17 protein-coding genes and 1 pseudogene are annotated in these 22,468 nt (G+C 45.9%); 11 read left to right on the top strand and 7 right to left on the bottom strand.

Translation table 11 applies throughout. The annotated features are described in order from the left end of the window. Together trkA and SOHN41_RS19480 are read left to right on the top strand one after the other, a co-directional pair. Positions 1-1,410, top strand: coding sequence for a Trk system potassium transporter TrkA (gene trkA, locus SOHN41_RS19485; protein ID WP_007652387.1), 1,410 nt, complete (start codon positions 1-3; stop codon positions 1,408-1,410). Positions 1,411-1,421: 11 nt separating this feature from the next. Continuing rightward, positions 1,422-2,865 (top strand): annotated as a pseudogene (locus tag SOHN41_RS19480) (TrkH family potassium uptake protein). Positions 2,866-2,907: 42 nt separating this feature from the next. Here the strand turns inward: SOHN41_RS19480 and hemG (SOHN41_RS19475) are convergent. Further along, positions 2,908-3,462 carry a menaquinone-dependent protoporphyrinogen IX dehydrogenase gene (gene hemG / locus SOHN41_RS19475; RefSeq protein ID WP_007652382.1) on the bottom strand — a complete coding sequence of 185 codons (555 nt, stop codon included), beginning with the start codon at positions 3,460-3,462 and terminating at the stop codon, positions 2,908-2,910. Between the two features lie 200 nt (positions 3,463-3,662). Here hemG (SOHN41_RS19475) and SOHN41_RS19470 point away from each other — a divergent pair, with 200 nt between their 5' ends. After that, complete coding sequence (locus SOHN41_RS19470) at positions 3,663-3,971, top strand: ArsR/SmtB family transcription factor (protein WP_007652379.1); 309 nt, start codon at positions 3,663-3,665, stop codon at positions 3,969-3,971. Between the two features lie 54 nt (positions 3,972-4,025). On the opposite strand, the gene hemG (SOHN41_RS19465) is transcribed toward SOHN41_RS19470, so the two are convergent. From hemG (SOHN41_RS19465) to pepQ, 4 genes are all read right to left on the bottom strand, one after another. After that, positions 4,026-4,550, bottom strand: coding sequence for a menaquinone-dependent protoporphyrinogen IX dehydrogenase (gene hemG, locus SOHN41_RS19465; RefSeq protein WP_037459779.1), 525 nt, complete (start codon positions 4,548-4,550; stop codon positions 4,026-4,028). A gap of 2 nt (positions 4,551-4,552) precedes the next feature. Continuing rightward, positions 4,553-6,010, bottom strand: a complete 1,458-nt coding sequence (locus tag SOHN41_RS19460) for a TrkH family potassium uptake protein (protein ID WP_007652376.1) — start codon at positions 6,008-6,010, stop codon at positions 4,553-4,555. Between the two features lie 77 nt (positions 6,011-6,087). Next, entirely contained in the window at positions 6,088-6,702 is a 615-nt protein-coding gene (locus tag SOHN41_RS19455; protein WP_007652373.1) for a YigZ family protein, read from the bottom strand. A gap of 16 nt (positions 6,703-6,718) precedes the next feature. Beyond that, positions 6,719-8,038, bottom strand: coding sequence for a Xaa-Pro dipeptidase (gene pepQ / locus SOHN41_RS19450; protein WP_007652372.1), 1,320 nt, complete (start codon positions 8,036-8,038; stop codon positions 6,719-6,721). Between the two features lie 322 nt (positions 8,039-8,360). Here pepQ and fadB point away from each other — a divergent pair, with 322 nt between their 5' ends. The 6 genes from fadB (at position 8,361) to SOHN41_RS19420 (ending at position 17,433) form a co-directional block, all read left to right on the top strand. Continuing rightward, a complete protein-coding gene (gene fadB, locus SOHN41_RS19445) occupies positions 8,361-10,511 on the top strand; it encodes a fatty acid oxidation complex subunit alpha FadB (RefSeq protein ID WP_007652370.1) in 2,151 nt (716 codons plus the stop codon). A 22-nt stretch (positions 10,512-10,533) separates the two neighbouring features. After that, positions 10,534-11,697 carry an acetyl-CoA C-acyltransferase FadA gene (gene fadA / locus SOHN41_RS19440; protein WP_007652368.1) on the top strand — a complete coding sequence of 388 codons (1,164 nt, stop codon included), beginning with the start codon at positions 10,534-10,536 and terminating at the stop codon, positions 11,695-11,697. A gap of 240 nt (positions 11,698-11,937) precedes the next feature. Next, complete coding sequence (locus tag SOHN41_RS19435) at positions 11,938-13,101, top strand: diguanylate cyclase domain-containing protein (RefSeq protein WP_007652366.1); 1,164 nt, start codon at positions 11,938-11,940, stop codon at positions 13,099-13,101. Positions 13,102-13,287: 186 nt separating this feature from the next. Then, on the top strand, positions 13,288-13,533 hold the full coding sequence (tusA, locus tag SOHN41_RS19430; protein ID WP_007652364.1) for a sulfurtransferase TusA: 246 nt from the start codon (positions 13,288-13,290) through the stop codon (positions 13,531-13,533). 40 nt (positions 13,534-13,573) lie between these two features. Next, positions 13,574-13,972 (top strand): MOSC domain-containing protein, encoded by a 399-nt coding sequence (locus SOHN41_RS19425; protein WP_007652351.1) that lies wholly within the window; start codon positions 13,574-13,576, stop codon positions 13,970-13,972. 272 nt (positions 13,973-14,244) lie between these two features. After that, positions 14,245-17,433, top strand: coding sequence for an amidohydrolase family protein (locus SOHN41_RS19420; protein ID WP_007652348.1), 3,189 nt, complete (start codon positions 14,245-14,247; stop codon positions 17,431-17,433). A gap of 181 nt (positions 17,434-17,614) precedes the next feature. On the opposite strand, the gene SOHN41_RS19415 is transcribed toward SOHN41_RS19420, so the two are convergent. Further along, positions 17,615-18,217, bottom strand: a complete 603-nt coding sequence (locus tag SOHN41_RS19415; protein ID WP_007652347.1) for a DNA-3-methyladenine glycosylase I — start codon at positions 18,215-18,217, stop codon at positions 17,615-17,617. A 117-nt stretch (positions 18,218-18,334) separates the two neighbouring features. Between SOHN41_RS19415 and glyQ the strand changes: the two genes are divergently transcribed. Both glyQ and glyS read left to right on the top strand, forming a co-directional pair. Beyond that, positions 18,335-19,240: a glycine--tRNA ligase subunit alpha gene (gene glyQ / locus SOHN41_RS19410; protein ID WP_037459771.1), complete on the top strand. Its 906-nt coding sequence runs from the start codon at positions 18,335-18,337 to the stop codon at positions 19,238-19,240. A 10-nt stretch (positions 19,241-19,250) separates the two neighbouring features. Next, the gene (gene glyS, locus SOHN41_RS19405) at positions 19,251-21,320 is read left to right on the top strand and encodes a glycine--tRNA ligase subunit beta (RefSeq protein WP_007652345.1); all 2,070 of its coding nucleotides are present in this window, start codon (positions 19,251-19,253) and stop codon (positions 21,318-21,320) included. Positions 21,321-21,387: 67 nt separating this feature from the next. Here glyS and SOHN41_RS19400 read toward each other — a convergent pair whose 3' ends face one another. Further along, positions 21,388-22,428, bottom strand: coding sequence for an HDOD domain-containing protein (locus SOHN41_RS19400; protein WP_037459768.1), 1,041 nt, complete (start codon positions 22,426-22,428; stop codon positions 21,388-21,390). Between the last annotated feature and the right edge of the window lie 40 nt (positions 22,429-22,468).

The following is a 22,468-nucleotide window of genomic DNA, read 5'->3' as shown; positions in this document are numbered from 1 at the left end:
ATGAAAATTATCATATTAGGTGCGGGTCAAGTTGGGGGAACTTTGGCCGAGAATTTGGTCGGTGAGAACAATGACATCACCATAGTCGATAGCGACAAATCCAGATTACGCGCCCTGCAGGATAAATATGACCTTCGTGTCGTGGCGGGACATGGTGCCCACCCCGATGTACTAAAGGAAGCGGGCGCCGAAGATGCCGACATGCTGATTGCTGTAACCAACAGCGATGAATGTAACATGGTCGCCTGCCAAATGGCCTACAGTCTCTTTGGCACTCCCACTAAAATCGCCCGAATCCGCTCTGAACCCTATCTGGCATTGCGCGATAAGCTTTTTATCGACAGCGAGACCAAAAACAGCGATGGTCGCCCCCGCGGCGGTTTTGTCATCGATGAATTAATTGCCCCCGAGCAGTTAGTGACCGCTTACATTCAACGTCTGGTTGAATATCCGGGCGCACTGCAAGTGCTCGAATTTGCCGAGGGCCGCCTAAGTCTGGTTGCCGTGCGCGCCTATTATGGTGGCCCACTGGTGGGAAATGCATTAGCGGCACTGCGCGAGCATATGCCGAATATTGATACCCGGGTGGCGGCTATTTTCCGTCAAGGTCGCCCTATCATGCCGCGCGGTACCACCATCATCGAGGCCGATGATGAAGTCTTCTTCGTCGCCGACAGCCGCCATATTCGCGCTGTGATGAGTGAGATGCAAAAGCTGGATAATTCCTATCGCAACATTATGATCGCCGGTGGTGGCAATATAGGTTTAGGCCTCGCTAAGCGCCTCGAGCGCACTCATTCAGTCAAGCTTATAGAGCATAAGTTTGAGCGAGCAGAATCCCTCTCGGAGCAGCTTGAAAACACGACAGTATTTTGCGGTGACGCTTCGGATCAGGAGCTGCTCCTCGAAGAACATATCGACCAAACCGACGTGTTTATTGCGGTTACTAACGACGATGAAGCCAATATTATGTCGGCGCTGCTGGCAAAGCGTATGGGCGCAAAAAAGGTCATGGTGCTGATCCAGCGCGAAGCCTATGTGGATATAGTCCAAGAAGCCAATATCGATATCGCGATATCACCCCAGCAGGCGACGATTTCAGCCCTATTGACCCATATACGTCAGGGAGATATCTGTAACGTTTACTCCCTACGTCGTGGTGCCGCCGAGGCGATTGAAGCCATTGCCCATGGGGACTCCAGCACTTCTAAGGTGGTGGGTAAGGCGATTGGAGAGATTAAATTACCACCAGGGACGACCATAGGTGCCATAGTGCGTAATGAAGAAGTGTTAATGGCCCACGATAAGACAGTCATAGAACAAGGGGACCACGTGATTCTGTTCCTCGTGAACAAAAAGTTTGTCGGCGAAGTCGAAAAACTTTTCCAACCTAGCGCCTTCTTCTTCTAAGTCATCATCTTATGCTGAACTTTAGACCACTATTATTTATTTTGGGGCTGTTTCTATCGATGTTAACAGCCTTTATGTTTGCTCCACTCCTCGTCGCCGTTTTCAATGGTGAAGAGACAGTGGGGTCATTCATGCTATCAGCCTTGGCAACAGGAATTTGCGCCAGCCTCTGTCTGCATAACGGCCAAAGCAAAACTATCCACCTCAATATTCGCGATATGTTTTTGCTAACCAGCCTAACCTGGTTGATTGTGAGTCTATTTGCCGCTATGCCTTTTACCTTGTATCACGGTATTGGTTATACGGACGCCTTTTTCGAGACCATGTCCGGTATTACCACAACCGGCTCTACAGTCCTCTCAGGCTTAGATACTATGGATCACAGTATCTTGATCTGGCGTTCTTTATTGCAATGGCTAGGTGGGATTGGCTTTATCGTGATGGCGGTAGCGATTCTCCCCTTCTTAAACGTCGGTGGGATGCGATTATTCCGTACAGAGTCCTCCGATTGGAGTGATAAAGCAGTACCTCGCACCCAAAGCATGGCTAAACACCTGTTTTTTATTTTATGTTTTGCTCACGGCTGCCTGCTGCCTTGCCTATCACCTTGCAGGCATGACTTGGTTTCAGGCGATCAACCACGCCATGACGACCCTATCGACAGGTGGTTACTCCACCTCTGACAGCTCTATGGCGGCTTTCTCAAACTCGGCCCACTGGGTTGGAATCTTCTTTATGGCGGCGGGCGGTTTGCCGCTACTGATGTTTGTACAAACCATACAACAGAGGGATCTTCAGGTTTGGAACGATGCTCAAGTAAAAGGCTTTTTATTTTTCCTGACTTTTGTCTCTTGTTTTATTGGCTTTTGGCTATGGCAAACCCGCGATATTGAACTGCTCGATGCACTGCGTTTATCCAGTTTTAACGTCGTTTCCGTAGTGACAACCACAGGTTATGGCTTAACGGATTACGGAGCTTGGGGGGCGTTTGCCAATATCGCTTTCTTATTTTTAATGTTTGTCGGCAGCTGCTCTGGCTCAACCTCTGGCGGAATTAAAATTTTTCGTTTTCAAATCGCTGGCGCTATTATGCGCGAACAGTTGAAACAGCAATGTCATCCGAATGGTATCTTTAGGGAACGCTATAATAATCGCATCATCAGCGAAGATATTGTGCGCTCGCTAATCACCTTTATGCTGCTTTTTATGATGGTGATTGTGGGGTTATCCGTGATTTTAGTGCTAACAGGCCTAGATCCCATGACCAGTTTTACCGGTGCTATCACAGCTGTCACCAACGTGGGGCCAGGTTTAGGCCCGATTATTGGTCCTGCGGGTAATTTTTCGACGCTGCCCGATGTGGCTAAATGGGCATTGTCCCTCGGAATGCTGCTCGGTCGTTTAGAAATCTTAACCGTGGCGGTGTTATTCCATCCGAGTTTCTGGAAGTATTAAGATTGAATAAAAAATGCGCTTAACCTATTAAGCGCATTTTTATTAGGCGGGTTCAGCTACTTCGGCCAACGCCAGCAGATGATCAGCATAGACCTTCACATCTTCCCAGTCGGTATAATCGATGACCGTTTTAGGATCGGTTGGACCTTTGGTTATTTTCATAATCAACTGGATCATTAACCTGTCATACCAAGGCCATGATGGGTAATCTACTTTGCCGGCAATAATTTTTAAATCCATAGGGGTCCAAGGCGATAGCATAATAAATTTTTGTAGGTATTTATTGTTCTTGGGAATACGTTTTTCAGGATTTCTCGCCACCACGTTGACGCAGAAGAAACTGTTCGATAATGCCGCTAATGCTTGGGCATGCTGCTCAATAAATTGGAATACGCTCTTATCATAGGTGCCATAGAGTACGCAGGCACCGAAGGCGACGACATCATAATCGGGCCAATTAATACAAGTGGCAGCAGCACTATTGATATCGACGAGATCGACTTGTGCTCCCCGAGACATTAATTGGTCGGCAATGGCATTGGCAATCTTGGCCGTATGGCCACCGCGGGTAAAATACAGCACCAAAATCCGTGTCATAGGGTATTTCCGATCCACTAAAGTAATGTCATCATTGTGGCCATATTCGGTTCAATAAACCTCTAATAGGATCACAAATCGGCGGTATCTCATATTCTGTCATGCAAAAATTGAGATCTATATTACTGAGCAGTATGATTGCGTATATTGAAGTGTTCAATTAGAATTATCTAATCAAAAGCGATACAGTGAGTAACCTTATGCAAAATGACATAGATGTAGATGCAATGGTAACTAATGCGGAAAGTGCGGCTAAATGGCTCAAGGCCATAGCGAATCCTTATCGCCTAATGATTTTGTGCCTACTGCTGGATAAAGAATTAAGTGTAACCGAGCTAAATGCCACAGTCCCCTTAAGCCAATCGGCATTATCGCAGCATTTAGCGGTTTTACGCTCAGAGGATCTAGTCGATACTCGTAAGAGTTCGCAGATTGTGTATTACAAGCTTAAGAATGAAGAAGTCACTCAAGTGATTTCCATTCTACACAGCCGTTACTGCGCCGTATAAATCGTGCAATGCAGTAACAATAAAGCCCTAGCTGAGACTAGGGCTTTATTATTTTTATAGCTTGCTAAAGTGCGTTCCAAAGGCATCGACCTTATCCCAATCGGTAAACTCGAAGGTTCCCTTAATATCGGTAGGTCCCTTAGTCATCCACATAATAAAACGTATTATAGTGCGATCGAAAAAGCCGTACTTAGGATAGTCAATCTTGCCAGCAAAGACGGCTAACTGTTGTGGTTGCCATAGAGAAAGTTTTAGAAACTTTTGCATATAGGGATTGGTTTCGGGGATATTTTTTAAGGGTTTACGCGCCACCACATTCACAGTAAAAAAGCCGTTAATTTTAGTGTCTAACACGGCATGGTGTCGATTCACAAACTGGTAAAGCTCAGGCCTATGCTTACCATAACGGATACTTGCACCTATCAGTACTTTATCAAAATCCGCTAGGCTCAAGGCCTCGGCCTGCTCCAAAGTGACCAGGGACACCTGCTCTCCCGCTTGCTCGGCAAGCGTCTTCATCTTTTGGCAAATTGCCAATGTTTGGCCATCTATCGTCGAATAAATTATTAACGTCTTCATCATTAATTTTTCCAAAAAGTTGGCGTAAACAAAATCAATAAGGTAAACACTTCAAGGCGACCAAATAACATGGCCACCACCAGCACCCATTTGGCGCCATCACCAATACTGGCGTAGTTACTTGCTACTTCCCCAAGACCCGGACCGAGGTTATTTAAGCAGGCCGCCGTGGCACTAAAGGCGGTAATATCGTCCAGCCCCATGGCCATCAATGCCAACATACACAACACGAAGACTAAGGCGTAGGCGGAGAAAAATCCCCACACGGCATCGACAACCCTGTCAGGTAATGCCTTGGAGCCGATACGAATCGAGAACATTGCCTTAGGGTGAACAAGGCGTTTAAGTTCACGTGAACCTTGCAACAGCAGCAGGATAACCCGGATCACCTTAATCCCCCCCGCAGTTGAACCACCACAACCACCGATAAAACTCGAGAAGATTAATAACATTGGCAAAAATAATGGCCACATATGGAAGCTTTCGGTTCCAAACCCAGCCGTGGTTGCCACAGAAACCGCCTGAAATAAAGCATGGTCTAAGGTTTCTTCCGGCGAGTCATAAATACCTGAATGATAAAGTGTTAAAAAACAAATCGCCGTCAAAATAAGCTGAATAGCCACCAGCATCTTAAATTCAGCATCTCTAAAATACACTTTAACGTTAATACCTCGACGGGAAAATGCCGCAAAATGTACGCTAAAGTTCACCGCAGAAACGATTAAAAAGAACACGCAAATCAAATTAATTACTGGGCTGTCGAAGTACCCCATACTTGCATCGTGGGTTGAAAACCCACCGATGGCGATAGTTGAAAACGAATGGCACACGGCATCAAATAGGCTCATTCCCGCCAGCCAATAAGCCCCAGCACAGGCAATAGTTAACAATAAATAGATATACCATAAAGCTTTAGCGGTTTCGGCAATCCGTGGAGTCATCTTACTATCTTTGACCGGCCCCGGAATTTCGGCGCGATAGAGCTGCATCCCCCCTACGCCAAGCACTGGTAAAATCGCCACTGCCAGCACAATAATCCCCATACCGCCGAGCCACTGCAGCATATGTCGATAAAATAGAATGGCTTTGGGCAGGGAGTCGAGCCCAACAATCACTGTGGCTCCGGTAGTGGTTAATGCTGAAAAGGATTCGAAGAAACTATCAGTCCAAGTGAGATCAGGCTGACTTGAGAAGATAAATGGCAAGGCGCCGATAGAGCCAAGCACAGTCCAGAACAGTACTACGATAAGAAACCCTTCCCGGGTACGTAATTCTTCTTTGCAACGACGATTGGGATACCAGAGCCAAAAACCAATAAACAGACTCACAAAAAATGCCTGCATAAATGCTGTGCCTCCACCATCGTTATACCAAATGGCGATCAGGGCTGGTGGCAGCATAGTGATGGAAAATAAGCCGATTAACAGACCTATGATTCTTATTATGGTTTTATATTGCATTAAGCTGGTTCAATCATTCCATTGGCTGTAAAGGTATTTTCAGCATGGGGGCTATTTTGGCATAGTTTGCACAAGCATCACAGGTCAAACACAGCCCTTAGTCTACCTTGGCTTAAAGTTGTCAATAATTCACTAAATTTTGCTCGCTGATGTTTTCCAATTTCAAATTCAATATTCACAGCTTCAGCAAACTGCTTATTGGTAACAATCGCATCCACCTGTTGAAACAGATGCTCTACATCCCTTAGCTGCGAATAGTCACACTGCAACTTTGCTGGATAGCGAAGTTGTTTCATTTGAGTAGCAAGTTTGGTTAACCCTTGCCTTAATCCCGAAGTATAAGCCCTAACCAAGCCTCCCACACCCAACTTAGTGCCTCCGTAATAGCGCACCACCACGGCACCCACCTCACCTAAATCCGACCCTTGCAACACAGCTAACATAGGTCGGCCCGCACTACCCGTGGGCTCACCATCATCGCTTGAGCCAATCAATACAGTGTCGGTTGGAGCGCTGGCGATAAAGGCATAGCAGTAGTGGCTTGCACCGGGATAATCGCGCTTTATGTCAGTGAGCACTAACTTCAATTTATCAATGCTATCGCAATGAAACAGCAAAGAGATAAAGTGGCTATGCTTTATCTCTTCTTCGATCTGCAAATTTTCACTGGGAATAAGGTAACTTTCGAGCACCAATTCGTCCTAAAACTTAAGCCAAACCCAGTTCGCGAGTCATGTTCTCGTTTCTATCTTGATGCACTATGACGTTATCTTCGATACGAATACCGCCAAAAGGCCTTAACTCATCAACGGTTTGCCAGTTGATCTGTTGGCCACGGCTATCTTGTTTAAGCTCATTGAGTAGAGTATCAATAATGTATAGCCCAGGCTCCATCGTTAGCACTTGGTTTGGCGCTAAAATGCGCGTGCAACGTAGGAACGGATGTGCCTCAGGCGCCGCGATATGAGTACCGCGTTCATCGTGGGAGAAACCGCCAACATCATGCACTTGTAGACCTAACATGTGACCTAAACCATGGGGGAAGAAAGCGCTGGTAATACCTTGATCGACCAAACCTTGGGCATCACCTGTGGCTAAATCAAAATCCAATAGCATTTGCGCGACTTTAGCATGGGTGGTCAAGTGTAAATCGGGATAACGCACACCGGGACGCATCATGTCGATAAGCTCTAGCTGTGCCTTGTTCATCGCAGCGATCAACTCATCGAAACGATTTTTCTCGAAGGCATAGGTCCTAGTGATATCAGAGGCATAGCCAAAGTAACTCGCGCCCGCATCGATAAGAAATGACAAACGTTTTGCAGGGCTTTGGTGCTCGAGTGCCGTGTAATGCAAAATCGCCGCATTTTGGTTGAGGGCGATGATATTGCCATAGGGCACTTCATTTTCGCTCTGGCCTACGGCAGATAAATAGTGCTGCTGAATTTCGAACTCGCTCGCACCGTTATAAAAGGCATTTTTAGCCGCCAAATGCCCCTGCGCCGCAATTTGATTCGCGCGGCGCATACATTCCAGTTCATATTCGGTTTTAGTGGTTCTGTGGTAATGCAGATAACTCATCACAGCATCAGGATTACGGCTAGTAAAACCCAGCACTTCGGCCACATCTAAATGTTCACCTAAATAGGCCCAGTTTGCCGTATCTTTAGGTAACAGCTCGGCGACCTTATCGGCCTTAGTGAGCAGTTGAATATCGAAATGCTCGGTCCAGAACATATCCGGCACATCGGACACTTTATGCCAAAAATCCACAGGGCGATAAAAAATCAGCTGTGGTTTATCACGGCCATTGACCACTAGCCAGCAATTCGGATTATCTAAAACAGGCAACCATGCCTTGAAGTGCGGATTGGCTTTAAAAGGATAATTAATGTCGTCCAAAAACATTCGATGTGGTTGACCCGAATGGATCACTAAACCAGACAAAGCTTCTCGAGACAAAATATCTGCGACTCGGCGATTTAGCTCGGCGATATGGGCATGATAGTGATGAGCCAATTGATCCATTTGTCATATCCTGTAATCAATAATGGTGAATAAATAAAACCGAATTTAACTGTGACGACTAACGAATGAATTCCTCAGGGAAAAATCTTTAAAGTCATCAGGCTGTTCTACACTCTGTGCAGTGTATCACAAAGGTGAAAAATCACTCTAGCCGACAAGAAATTAAACAGTCGTTTAAATTGGGTGTTGTAATTTATCGAATTTCGAAGCACACTGGCACACAACTGGTCAAATGATGGCCGAAGCTGCTGTGAGATAGAGAGTCGTACTAACACCAATTGATAATGGTGGGTATCACTTTTAAGCCAAAAGGAAGCAAGCAATGATCTACCAAAGTCCTACAATTCAGGTTGAGTTACTCGAGGATAATATTGCCAAGCTGTGCTTTAACGCACCTGGTTCGGTGAACAAATTCGACAGAGAAACTCTCTCCTCGCTCGATGCGGCATTAGACAGCATCAAGCAAGATTCCAATATCAAAGCGTTAGTGCTGACCTCAGGTAAAGATACCTTTATTGTGGGCGCCGACATTACCGAATTTTTAGGCCTGTTCGCACAGGATGACGCCGTACTGCTCTCTTGGGTTGAACAAGCCAACGCAGTCTTCAACAAACTCGAAGACTTGCCTTTCCCAACCGCATCAGCAATCAAAGGCTTTGCCTTAGGTGGCGGCTGTGAAACCATTCTGGCAACGGATTTTCGTATCGCAGATACCACGGCCAAAATAGGTTTACCTGAAACTAAACTCGGCATCATTCCAGGTTTTGGCGGCACGGTTCGTTTGCCACGTGTGATTGGTGCAGATAACGCACTCGAGTGGATCACTACTGGCAAAGAGCAACGTGCTGAAGATGCATTGAAAGTCGGTGCAGTGGATGCCGTAGTTGCGCCACAAGCCTTAGAAGCCGCTGCGATTCAAATGCTGAAAGACGCCGTTGCTGAAAAGCTAGATTGGCAAGCGCGTCGTAATCGCAAATTGTCTGCGCTAACGCTGTCAAAACTTGAAGCTATGATGTCATTCACCACAGCCAAAGGCATGGTGTTTGCGGTTGCAGGTAAACACTACCCTGCTCCAATGGCTGCTGTCAGCGTAATTGAGCAAGCATCGACTAAAGGTCGTGCTGAAGCATTACAAATCGAACATCAAGCCTTTATCAAACTGGCTAAAACTGACGTTGCTAAAGCGCTTATCGGTATCTTCCTTAACGATCAATTTGTTAAAGGTAAAGCCAAGAAAGCTGGCAAGTTAGCGAAAGAAGTCAACAACGCGGCCGTATTAGGCGCAGGCATTATGGGCGGCGGCATCGCTTACCAAAGCGCCAGCAAAGGCACCCCCATTGTTATGAAAGACATTGCCCAGCCAGCATTAGATTTAGGCCTCAATGAAGCCGCTAAATTGCTGTCAGCCCAAGTCGCCCGTGGCCGTTCAACGCCAGAAAAAATGGCCAAAGTGCTTAACAACATTACCCCTGCATTAGAGTATGCGCCAATTAAGCATGCCGATGTGGTAGTTGAAGCCGTTGTTGAGCATCCAAAAATCAAAGCACAGGTTTTAGCCGAAGTTGAAGGCTATGTGAGTGAAGATGCGATTATCGCGTCAAACACTTCAACAATTTCAATCAACTTGCTCGCTAAGAGCATGAAGAAACCCGAGCGTTTCTGCGGTATGCATTTCTTCAACCCAGTGCACAAAATGCCGTTGGTCGAAGTTATCCGTGGCGAGCACAGCTCCGAAGAAACCATCGCCTCTGTTGTGGCTTATGCCAGCAAAATGGGCAAGACCCCAATCGTTGTTAATGATTGCCCAGGCTTCTTCGTTAACCGCGTACTCTTCCCTTACTTTGCCGGCTTTAACGGCTTACTTGCCGAAGGTGGCGACTTTGCTGCAATCGACAAAGTGATGGAAAAACAATTCGGTTGGCCAATGGGTCCAGCTTATCTACTCGACGTAGTAGGCTTAGACACAGGCCACCACGCACAAGCAGTAATGGCCGAAGGTTTCCCTGATCGCATGGGTAAATCTGGCACTGATGCGATTGATGTGATGTTTGAGAACAAGCGTCTTGGCCAGAAAAATGGCAAAGGTTTCTATGTTTATTCAATCGATAGCCGTGGTAAGCCGAAGAAAGATGTCGATCCAACGAGCTACGGCCTATTGAAAGATGCCTTTGGCGAGTTAAAAGCCTTTGAAGCCGATGACATTATTGCCCGTACTATGATCCCTATGATCATCGAAACCGTGCGCTGTTTAGAAGAAGGTATTGTCGCATCGCCTGCCGAAGCGGATATGGGCCTAGTTTATGGCTTAGGTTTCCCACCATTTAGAGGCGGCGTGTTCCGTTACTTAGATACTATGGGAGTCGCAAACTTTGTGGCCTTAGCTGACAAATACGCTCACTTGGGCGGCCTGTATCAAGTGACCGATGCGATGCGCGCACTCGCAGCCAATAACGGTAGCTACTACCAAGCCTAATTAGCGGGAAAGGAATTTAATCATGAAACAAGCTGTTATCGTAGACTGCATTCGTACTCCGATGGGCCGCTCTAAGGCTGGCGTATTCCGTAATGTGCGCGCAGAAACACTCTCTGCCGAATTAATGAAAGGTCTGTTACTGCGCAACCCGCAGCTCGACCCAAACTCCATCGAAGATGTTATCTGGGGCTGTGTGCAACAAACCTTAGAACAGGGCTTCAACATTGCCCGTAACGCATCTTTGCTAGCAGGAATACCCAAAACGGCTGGCGCGGTAACCATTAACCGTTTATGCGGTTCATCTATGGAAGCAATTCACCAAGCCGCGCGTGCCATTATGACGGGTATGGGCGACACCTTCTTGATTGGTGGTGTAGAACATATGGGGCACGTCCCAATGAACCATGGTGTCGACTTCCACCCAGGTTTAGCCAATAATGTGGCCAAAGCCTCTGGCATGATGGGCCTAACCGCTGAAATGCTGGGTAAACTTCACGGCATTACCCGTGAACAGCAAGATGCGTTTGCGGTACGCTCACACCAACGCGCTTATGCTGCAACGGTTGAAGGCCGCTTTGCCAAAGAAATCTATGGCATTGAAGGTCATGATGCTAACGGCGCCTTAATTAAAGTACTGCAAGACGAAGTGATCCGCCCGGAAACCACAATGGAATCTCTGGCTGCACTGCGCCCAGTATTTGATCCCGTCAACGGTACTGTGACTGCGGGTACTTCTTCTGCATTATCGGATGGCGCTTCAGCCATGTTGATCATGGAAGAATCTAAAGCGCGCGCACTGGGCTTACCCATCCGTGCTCGTATTCGCTCAATGGCGGTTGCTGGTTGTGATGCGGCGATTATGGGTTACGGCCCAGTTCCTGCGACGCAGAAAGCCCTGGCTCGCGCAGGTATCACAGTTGCCGATTTAGATGTGATTGAACTTAACGAAGCCTTTGCTGCTCAGTCTTTACCTTGTGTGAAAGATTTAGGCTTAGCAGATGTAGTTGACGACAAAATCAACCTCAACGGCGGTGCGATTGCACTAGGTCACCCACTGGGTTGTTCAGGCGCACGTATCTCTACGACGCTGATCAATTTGATGGAAGATAAAGACGCAACCTTAGGTTTAGCGACCATGTGTATTGGTTTAGGTCAAGGTATCGCGACTGTATTCGAACGCGTTTAATTCGTTACTCGAATCACCAATAAAAAAGCCGGAATTTATTCTGGCTTTTTTATTGGCTCTCCTATCTTAAGCTCTGAAATTATAAGATTAATATGCCTCTAAAACCTAAACCTTGAGTTGATAATTGGTTAGTTATCAACTTAACTTCTAAGGGCATCGTAAAGTACTACATCCATAGTAGACCTTAGGCCCAAATAGTGGACAAGGATGCAGTTGTATCATGCAATTGAGGAGAGATGAATGCTTCAAACGGAACAGACCCTTTTCGAACAAATGCGGATCACTGAGCTCGAGATCGAGTTCCGTAAGGCACTCTTCTCTTTTACCTTGGCAGATGTAAAAGCACTGCTGTCTTTTAAACCCATCATCGAAGAAAACATAGATAAAATCGTTGACGATTTTTACGGCCTACAAACGAGCGTGTCAGAAATTGCGCTCTTGATCGGGGACTCAGACACCCTTGCCCGCTTACGTACCGCACAGAGAAGATATGTGCTTGATTTATTTAATGGTGTTTATGATCTTGAATACGTAAACAATCGCCTGCGGATTGGTTTAGTCCACAAGCGAATTGGCGTCGAGCCGAAACTTTACCTGTCTGCGGTACACACACTAAAAGAACTTATCTACGCCGTGATCAACAGTTCAGTGCAAGATACACATCAAGGCGAAAGTATCCGAGTAGCCATAGATAAACTGGTGCTATTTGATGTTACATTGGTATTCGATACCTATATTCGCAGCCTAGTATCCGAGATTGAGAACGCCAAGGATAAAGCCGAAAAATATGCCCAAAGCATGGAAAGCAAAGTCAAAGAGCGGACACAGCAGTTAGAAGAACTGTCGCAAACTGATCCCTTAACAGGTTTACTCAATGTGAGACACCTACAAGAAACCGCGACACGCATTCTAAGAGCGGCCCAAAGGCGTGCCGAGCCCGTCAGCGTGATCTACTTAGATGTGGATGATTTTAAATTATTTAACGATACTCAGGGACACAGATCTGGAGATGATGTTCTCTGTGCCGTTGCGCAGGCAATAAAAGAGAGTACGCGAGCAGAAGATTACAGCTTTCGCTATGGTGGAGATGAGTTTTGTATCATTATGCCTAACTGCCGAGAGGTGCAAGCTCAGGATAATTTTGTAACTCGGTTTAATCAAAAAATTAATCAGAGCCTAAATAACATCTCATTAAGCTATGGAATTGTGGATACTGGCCCCTATGACTATGATGATGCAAATAGTCTGATCCATAAGGCAGACCAAAAAATGTATAGCTTTAAACGGGCGTCAAAACTTCAACAGCAAAATACCGTTACAGCCAATGAGATAAAAACTGAAAACACTCATCAAGCCGAGAACCACCCAATTCAATCTCAAATGATTAAGAAGGCTGTTGAATAGAGGATGCCCCCTCGACTGTTGTTATGTTCCACGTGAAACATCCACATAAACCTATAAATAATCACTCGCCGATAAATAAGTGCATAGAGCCATGAACAGGTCACAAATTCCCCCTACTCAACTTGGTTTCTCATACCCACTGGAGTAATATTAGCCAATTCTGTTAAATCGTTCACTAGAGGTTATATGAACGACGCTTTCTCAACTGCTCAACATAAACTCGATGCCCTTGGTCTACGCTGCCCAGAGCCAGTGATGATGGTGCGTAAAACCGTAAGGCAGATGGCCGCCGGTGAAACATTGCTTATTATTGCCGATGATCCAGCAACAACCCGAGATATTCCAAGCTTTTGCGAATTTATGGATCACACGCTTATCGCCAGCAATACGACACAAACCCCTTACCAATATTTGATAAAAAAGGGGCTTTAAGCCACAGAATGCTTAAAGCAGAACAGAGGATGTGAAAACTATGTCAAAACTACTGGCGATTGCCTATAAAACGGCAAAGTGTGGCCCGATGAATGAAGTTCTCTGTGCCAATGTCACCCAACTCTGTGGCGTAGAGAACGATGTGTTTGGTCGTCCAGGCAAACGCCAAGTCACTGTACTTTCCAAACTTCAGTGGCAACAGGCCTGCCATAGTATCGAGGTAGATTTACCTTGGACGACTCGCAGAGCAAATCTGCTGGTTGATGATCTCGTATTTAGCAGCGCCGATGTTGGTAAACATTTACAGATCGGTGAGTTACGACTTGAAATCACGGGTGAAACCGATCCCTGTAAAAAAAATGGAAATAGCCCAGGCAGGTTTAGAAGCCGCACTCACTCCAGATTGGCGAGGTGGCGTAACATGCAAGGTATTAAATGATGCAATGATCCATTTAGGTGATGAGATAACAATCTTCACACCTACTCCTAGCTAATCGAGTTAATTCCCAATATTCCAATAGAGCCAAGCAGCTTGGTTCTATATTCAACCTCGGCCTTTCAAATCGATTTCCCCTTCGCTCGTTCATCAATTGAAACAGTATTTACGTTTTCCTTCTTGCCTATTTGTGCGATAACTACGCAAGTATTAACATATTTTATATTGCTATTAACTAACTCAAACAGTCCATAAGAACGAAAACAGGAAGTGACATGTTGAAATCCAAGCTGACCCCACTTTACATCGCCCTCACGCTGGGGATGAATACCCTCGCGGCCAATGCTGCTGACACTAAGGAATTGAAATGGAATGTTAACGCTCCAGAGAATGCCCCCCTAGAACAAGTCAAAATAGACGTAAATGAAGGCACTTGGATGAACTTAAGTGTTAGTCCAGATGGCAAGCATATCGTCTTCGACTTACTCGGTGATATTTACCAAATTCCAGTAACAGGTGGTGAAGCTAAACCATTGGCCCAAGGCATTGCTTGGCAGATGCAGCCCGTCTATAGCCCAGATGGCAAGCACATTGCTTTTACTTCGGATGGAGATGGTGGCGATAACATTTGGATCATGGATGCCGATGGCAGCAATCCACGAACGGTCACCCAAGAAACGTTCCGACTATTAAACAGTCCCGCTTGGAGCCCAGACTCCCAATACCTTGTGGCCCGTAAGCATTTTACCGCCAGCCGCAGTTTAGGTGCGGGTGAAGTGTGGTTATACCACGTAGCAGGTGGCGAAGGCGTCAAACTGACTGAACGCCCAAATGATGAGAAAGATTTAGGCGAACCCGCGTACTCACCAGATGGCCGTTATATCTACTTTAGCCAAGATGATACGCCAGGCAAAACATTCCACTATTCAAAGGACTCGGTTAACGGTATCTACAAAATCAAACGCTATGATACCCAAACCGGTGATATAGAAATCTTGATTGAAGGCACGGGTGGTGCGATTCGACCAACACCGAGTCCAGATGGCACTAAACTCGCCTATATAAAGCGTGATGATTTTAAGTCATCACTCTACCTGCTCGACCTTAAGTCTGGTGAAACCACTAAACTGTTTGGCGAGCTAGACCGTGATATGCAAGAAACTTGGGCGATTCATGGCGTCTACCCGACAATGGCGTGGACTCAAGATAACAAGGATATTTTCTTCTGGGCGAAGGGAAAGATTAACCGCCTGAATGTTGCCAGTAAAACACTCACAGATATCCCCTTCAGCGTAAAAACTGAGTTAGCGGTGCAACCCTCAGTGCGCTTTAAGCAAAATATAGATAAAGATGTTTTCGATGTAAAAATGCTGCGGATGACACAAATATCGCCCGATGGCAGCAAAGTCGCCTTCGAAGCACTGGGTAAGATTTGGTTAAAATCATTGCCCGATGGCAAGATGTCGCGCTTAACTGAACTCAATGATGATATTGAAGAACTGTATCCTCAATGGTCCCGTGATGGCAAAAATATTGTTTTCACCACTTGGAATGACCAAGACCAAGGTACAGTACAAGTCATTAGTGCCAAAGGGGGCAAACCTAAGCAGCTAACATCTGAGCCAGGAAAGTACGTCGAACCCACCTTTTCACCCGATGGTGAACTCGTGGTGTATCGCAAAACTCAGGGAGGCAACCTCACACCTAGAACTTGGTCGCAGGAGCCTGGACTATATAGAGTCGATATCAAAGGCAAACAAAATAAGAAGATCAGTGCCGATGGCTACCAAGCTCAATTTGGTGCAAATGCCGATCGTGTCTTTTTTATGAATAGCAGCGAAGATGAAACGCCACAGTTAGCATCTATCAACTTAGATGGCTTCGATAAGCGAGTTCATTACAGTAGCAAGCATGCGACTGAGTTTAGGGTTTCACCCGATGGTGAGCAACTCGCCTTCGCAGAGCGCTTTAAGGTTTGGGTGACACCTTTTGCTAAACACGGCGAAACAGTTGAGATCGGCCCCAATGCCAACAATTTACCTGTAAGCCAATTGAGTGTCCGCGCCGGTGAAAGTATTAGTTGGAACAGTAAAAGCAACCAACTGTATTGGACGCTTGGCCCTGAACTTTATCAAGCCAAGGTTGATACTCAATATCTCAATAAAGATGAAAAGGCTCAGCCAAGCATTATCAATTTAGGCTTTACCGAAAAGGCCGATGTTCCACGTGGAACAATCGCTTTCGTCGGTGGCAAAGTGATTACGATGGAAAACGATCAAGTCATCGACAATGGCGTGGTCATAGTCAAAGATAATCATATTGTCGCCGTAGGTGATGCCAATATCGCGATTCCTAAGGATGCGCAGATCATCGACATCAAAGGCAAATCCATTATGCCAGGACTATTCGATGCCCACGCCCATGGACCGCAAGCAGATGATGAAATTGTGCCGCAACAGAACTGGGCGCTGTATTCTGGCCTTTCCTTAGGTGTCACCACTATTCACGATCCATCGAATGACACTACAGAAATATTTGCCGCATCTGAGCAACAAAAAGCAGGCAATATTGTTGGCCCACGAATATTCTCTACCGGAACTATACTTTATGGAGCGAATGCGCCTGGCTACACATCGCACATAGACTCACTGGATGATGCCAAGTTTCATCTTGAACGCCTGAAAAAAGTCGGAGCCTTCAGCGTAAAAAGCTACAACCAACCGCGCCGCAATCAGAGACAGCAAGTCATAGCCGCAGCGCGTGAACTTGAAATGATGGTCGTGCCTGAGGGTGGCAGTTTGCTACAACACAATCTCACTATGGTCGCCGATGGCCATACTACGATTGAGCACTCACTCCCCGTTGGTTCAATCTATAACGATATCAAACAGTTTTGGAGCCAGACTAAAGTTGGTTACACGCCAACCTTAGTGGTCGCCTATGGTGGCATATCCGGTGAAAACTACTGGTATGATAAAACCGATGTGTGGGCCCATCCACGCCTATCCATGTATGTGCCAGCCGATATTTTGCAAGCGAGATCAATGCGACGACCCCATGCACCAGATGGCCACTACAATCATTTCAATGTTGCTAAGGTTGCTAATGAGCTCAATAAGTTAGGGGTTCACCCTAATATCGGCGCCCACGGTCAGCGTGAAGGTTTAGCGGCACACTGGGAAATGTGGATGTTCGCCCAAGGTGGCATGAGCAATATGGAAGTATTGAAAACGGCCACCATTAATCCGGCTATGACCTTTGGTATGGAACAGCAACTCGGTTCGATTAAAGAAGGTAAGCTCGCAGACTTGATCGTTATTGATGGTGATCCATTAGCCGACATTCGAGTCACCGACAGAGTCACTCATACTATGGTCAATGGTAAGCTTTTTAATGCTGAGACTATGAATGAACTTAATGGGGATAAAGAACAGCGTAAGCCATTTTTCTTTGAGAAAAACTAAGTTCGACCTCAAGGAAAAATGAAATTGTCGCTTTTCTATATGGCCATTTAGACTTTCTAAGAGTAAATAACTCCTGCGAATAACAAAAAGCATGTTCCACGTGGAACATGCTTTTTTATCTCTGGACTTCTAATACCACAACAAGTCCCAAACCCTACTTCAATATCGGCAAGCTCTACGATTAATGTTGCTCGTGGTTATGTTGTCCGGCACAGGAATCAACACAGGCCTGATAGGAAATACACTCGACAAGGTGATCGTTCACCATGCCCACCGCCTGCATAAAGGCATAACAAATGGTTGGGCCGACAAAATTGAATCCGAGTTTCTTCAACGCTTTTGACATGGCTTCAGATTCTGGTGTTTGTGCCGGAACCTGCGACATTGCCGTAATCTGATTAACTATGGGTTTACCGCCCACAAAGCTCCATAAAAATGCAGAGAAATCCTTCCCATCGGCAGTATAGGCTAAATAACCTTTGGCATTCTTGATGATAGAATTCACCTTCAAGCGATTGCGCACTATACCGGGATTCAACATGAGATCCTCTACTTTCGCCTCATCGAAAGTCGCAATAATCTCAGGTTCAAAATTGGCAAAGGCCTGTTCATAGTTTTGTTGCTTTTTCAGGATCGTAATCCAAGATAATCCGGCCTGTTGGCCATCTAAACACAACTTAGCAAACAGCTCCTTTGGATCATAAACAGGTCGCCCCCACACTTTGTCGTGATACTCACGATATAGAGGATCATCACTTACCCAGCCACAACGGATCTCTTCCATGACATATAACCTTATTGTTTTAATTAAGAAGGTAAAAAATAACCTACATAAGCAGATATCTACAAGGTATAATCGAACCCATTTTCTATTCAGGCTGACGGCAGTAGACAAGTAGACATGACGACAAAACACGACGTAAAAACATTTCAGGGTTTCATTCTTACCCTGCAGGAATATTGGGCGCAGCAAGGCTGTGCAATTGTTCAACCTTTAGATATGGAAGTCGGCGCAGGTACATTCCACCCGCAAACTTTCCTACGTTCTTTAGGGCCCGAACCTATGAGCAGTGCCTATGTGCAGCCATCGCGCCGCCCTACGGACGGTCGTTACGGTGAAAACCCTAACCGTCTGCAGCACTACTACCAATTCCAAGTCGTGTTAAAGCCTTCGCCTGACAATATTCAAGAGCTGTATTTAGGCTCACTGCAAGCACTGGGTATCGATACTCAAATCCACGACATCCGCTTTGTGGAAGATAACTGGGAATCACCGACATTAGGAGCTTGGGGCTTAGGCTGGGAAGTCTGGCTTAACGGTATGGAAGTCACTCAGTTTACTTACTTCCAACAGGTTGGCGGCATCGAATGCAGCCCAGTCACAGGTGAAATAACCTATGGCCTAGAACGCCTGGCAATGTATATCCAAGGTGTTGATAGCGTTTATGATCTCGTTTGGACCGATGGCCCAATGGGCCTAATCACCTACGGCGATGTGTTCCATCAAAACGAAGTCGAGCAATCGACCTATAACTTCGAGCACGCCGATGTGGACTTTATGTTCACCCTGTTCGATCAGTGCGAAAAAATGTGTCAGCATTTATTGTCACTGGAAAAACCTTTACCTCTGCCCGCCTACGAGCAAGTGATGAAGGCCTCACACGCTTTCAACTTACTCGATGCCCGCCATGCCATTTCAGTGACTGAGCGCCAGCGCTACATCCTACGCGTTCGTACCATGGCAAAAGCGGTCGCTGAATCTTATTATCAGGCACGCGAAGCGCTTGGCTTCCCAATGTGTAAGTAGAGGTAAAAACATGAATTTTGAAAACTTACTCATAGAGTTAGGCACCGAAGAGTTACCACCTAAGTCACTGCGTAAACTGGCTGAATCCTTTTTAGCTAACTTTACCGAAGAACTCACCAAAGCCGATTTAGCCTTTAGCTCAGCCGTTTGGTACGCAGCGCCACGTCGTCTTGCAATTAACATCACTGAACTGGCCCTAGCACAAGCCGACAAAGTGGTTGAGAAACGCGGCCCAGCGGTGAGTTCAGCCTTCGATGCTGAAGGTAAACCGACGAAAGCCGCCGAAGGTTGGGCACGGGGTAATGGCATTACTGTTGAACAAGCCGAGCGTTTAGTCACAGATAAAGGCGAATGGCTGGTTTATAACGCCAAAGTTGAAGGCGTCGAAACCAAAAGTTTAATCGCTGCTATGGCTCAACGTGCACTCGATAAATTACCCATTCCTAAGCCAATGCGTTGGGGTAACAATAAAACCCAATTCATTCGCCCTGTGCATACCGCCACTATGTTATTAGGCAGTGAGTTGATTGAAGGTGAATTGCTGGGTATCAAATCGGCGCGCACAATTCGCGGTCACCGCTTTATGGGACTCAAGCAGTTTGAATTAGCCCATGCTGATCACTACCTTGCCGATCTGAAAGAGAAAGGCAAAGTCATCGCCGATTACGAAAGCCGTAAAGCGTTAATCAAAGCCGATGCCGAAAAAGCCGCCGCTAAGATTGGTGGTACAGCCGATATCGAAGAAAGCCTACTTGAAGAAGTCGCCTCTTTGGTTGAATGGCCAGTGGTATTGACCGCCAGCTTCGAAGAAAAATTCTTAAGCGTCCCGTCTGAAGCTTTGGTCTATACCATGAAAGGTGATCAAAAATACTTCCCTGTCTTTGATGATGCAGGCAAGTTACTGCCAAACTTTATCTTTGTGGCCAACATCGAATCTAAAGATCCAACGCAAATTATCTCTGGTAACGAGAAAGTGGTTCGTCCACGCTTAGCTGATGCAGAGTTCTTCTTTAATACCGATAAAAAGCACACGCTGGAATCACGTTTACCTAGCCTAGAAACAGTCCTGTTCCAACAGCAGCTAGGAACCTTAAAAGACAAAGTAAATCGTATCTCTGCCCTAGCCGCCTTTATTGCCGAGCAAACTGGTGCGAATACGGTCGATGCTGCCCGTGCGGGTCTACTGTCTAAGGCTGACCTAATGACCAATATGGTGATGGAGTTTACCGACACTCAAGGCACTATGGGTATGCACTACGCCCGCCTCGATGGTGAAACCAAAGCCGTTGCGTTAGCCATGGAAGAACAATATAAGCCTAAGTTCTCTGGCGATACAGTGCCAAGTGCAGGTGTATCTTGCGCAGTCGCATTAGCAGACAAGCTCGATACTTTAGTCGGTATCTTTGGTATTGGCCAAGCTCCTAAGGGCGCAGCCGATCCATTTGCCCTACGCCGCGCAGCAATAGGCGTGCTACGTATCATAGTAGAAAATAAGCTACCACTTGATTTAGTTGATCTTATCGCTAAAGCACAAGCACTGCATGGCACTAACTTAAGCAACGCAAATGCAAGTGATGAAGTATTAGAGTTCTTAATGGCTCGCTTCCGCGCTTGGTATCAAGATAAAGGCATTGATGTTGATGTAATCTTAGCTGTGTTAGCACGTCGCCCAACGCGCCCTGCTGATTTTGATAGCCGTATCAATGCGGTATCACACTTTAGAAGCCTAGAAGCTTCTAGCGCACTTGCAGCGGCGAACAAACGCGTATCCAACATTCTGGCTAAGATTGAAGGTACTTTACCGACAACGATCAATGCGAGTCTGTTAACCGAAGCCGCAGAAAAAGCATTAGCGGCTAAGTTGAACGAGCTACAACCACTGCTGGCGCCTTTGTTTGCCAATGCCGATTATCAACAAGCCTTAACTTTGTTAGCCGGCCTACGTGAAAGCGTGGATCAGTTCTTCGAAGATGTGATGGTAATGGCGGATGATGAAGCTTTGAAAAACAATCGCTTAGCTTTGCTTAATAATCTACGCGAACAGTTCCTGCACGTAGCGGATATATCACTGCTGCAATAAATTGTGGGTAAGCATCATTAAAAAACGCGCTCTTGAGCGCGTTTTTTATTCGCTTAATTCAAACGAATTAAAACTGCTGTAGCTTCTGATGTAACTCATCAAACTGGGTTTTATCTAGCATCACTTGGGCTAATAAATTCGAGAGCACTTCAGCAGATAACTTACCCGCTTGATGTAGCATAGATATTTCACTGATCACATTCGCCCGCCACACAATCGCAGCGAGCCCTGATTTGGGCCGCGCATTGATATTGGCAAGCTTATCTAGCTCTGTTTCGAAGGTACTGGGTAATTGCCAATATTTAGCGAGCAATGCGCTTAAGGTGAGCGATTTCGCCGTCATCACTTGTCTAAATAACCAAGAATTAGGTTGTTCGCCAGGTTCTGCCTGTACAAATGCATCGAGTAATATCTTAAAAATCGCAAGTTTACCCACATCATGTAATAAGCCAAGCAAGAAGGTAGTATCTCGATCCTCTTCGCTTAATTCACTCGCTAAAAAAGCCACTTGCATTGAGTGACGCCAAATCTCAGCCCCAAAACGCCGAAAATAAATAGGCTTAATATCTAACATCTCACGCACTAAGCAACTAGTAACAAAATACCTTAACTGCTCACGACCTAATTGCACTAAGGCTTGTTGAAGACTGGTAATATCTTTTCCCGCACGCTTAAAAGCCGGTGAATTACAGAGTTTGAGGACTTCCACACTGAGCAGGGGATCTTTCTCTATCAGAGCAAGTAAATCCTTAGTTTCAAACAGTGGATCGGTAAGCTTACGATCTAACTCTAGTACCTTTGAGGGCAGCTTTAACACTGTCTCGGCGATGATTTGGGGCGATGCTAATGCCTGTTCTATTTCCAGCATAACCCGACGTTCTAGGTTATTTGCAACACCACCAGTGTCTTTAGCACGAGCGGAAAATAATAAACTATAAAACAGCGCATCTAAATCAACACACACCGTCATATTGTACTCTGTCTCCGTCTGTTTAGGAGACGCAGAGCTTATTGGCTTACCAAGATCTATCTTAGTAAAACTCTTAGGCCGCTCAAGGCTTGTTTCTTCATGAATATTAAATATTTTGTAAAAAAATGACTTGATCAAAAAATACCAACCTATGATAAATAGACAGTTAAGAAACAAC

The sequence above is a fragment of the Shewanella sp. HN-41 genome (assembly GCF_000217915.1).
Classification (GTDB): domain Bacteria; phylum Pseudomonadota; class Gammaproteobacteria; order Enterobacterales; family Shewanellaceae; genus Shewanella.
The sequence above is the reverse complement of the archived record's forward strand: the minus strand, read 5'-3'. Positions and strand labels throughout refer to the sequence as shown.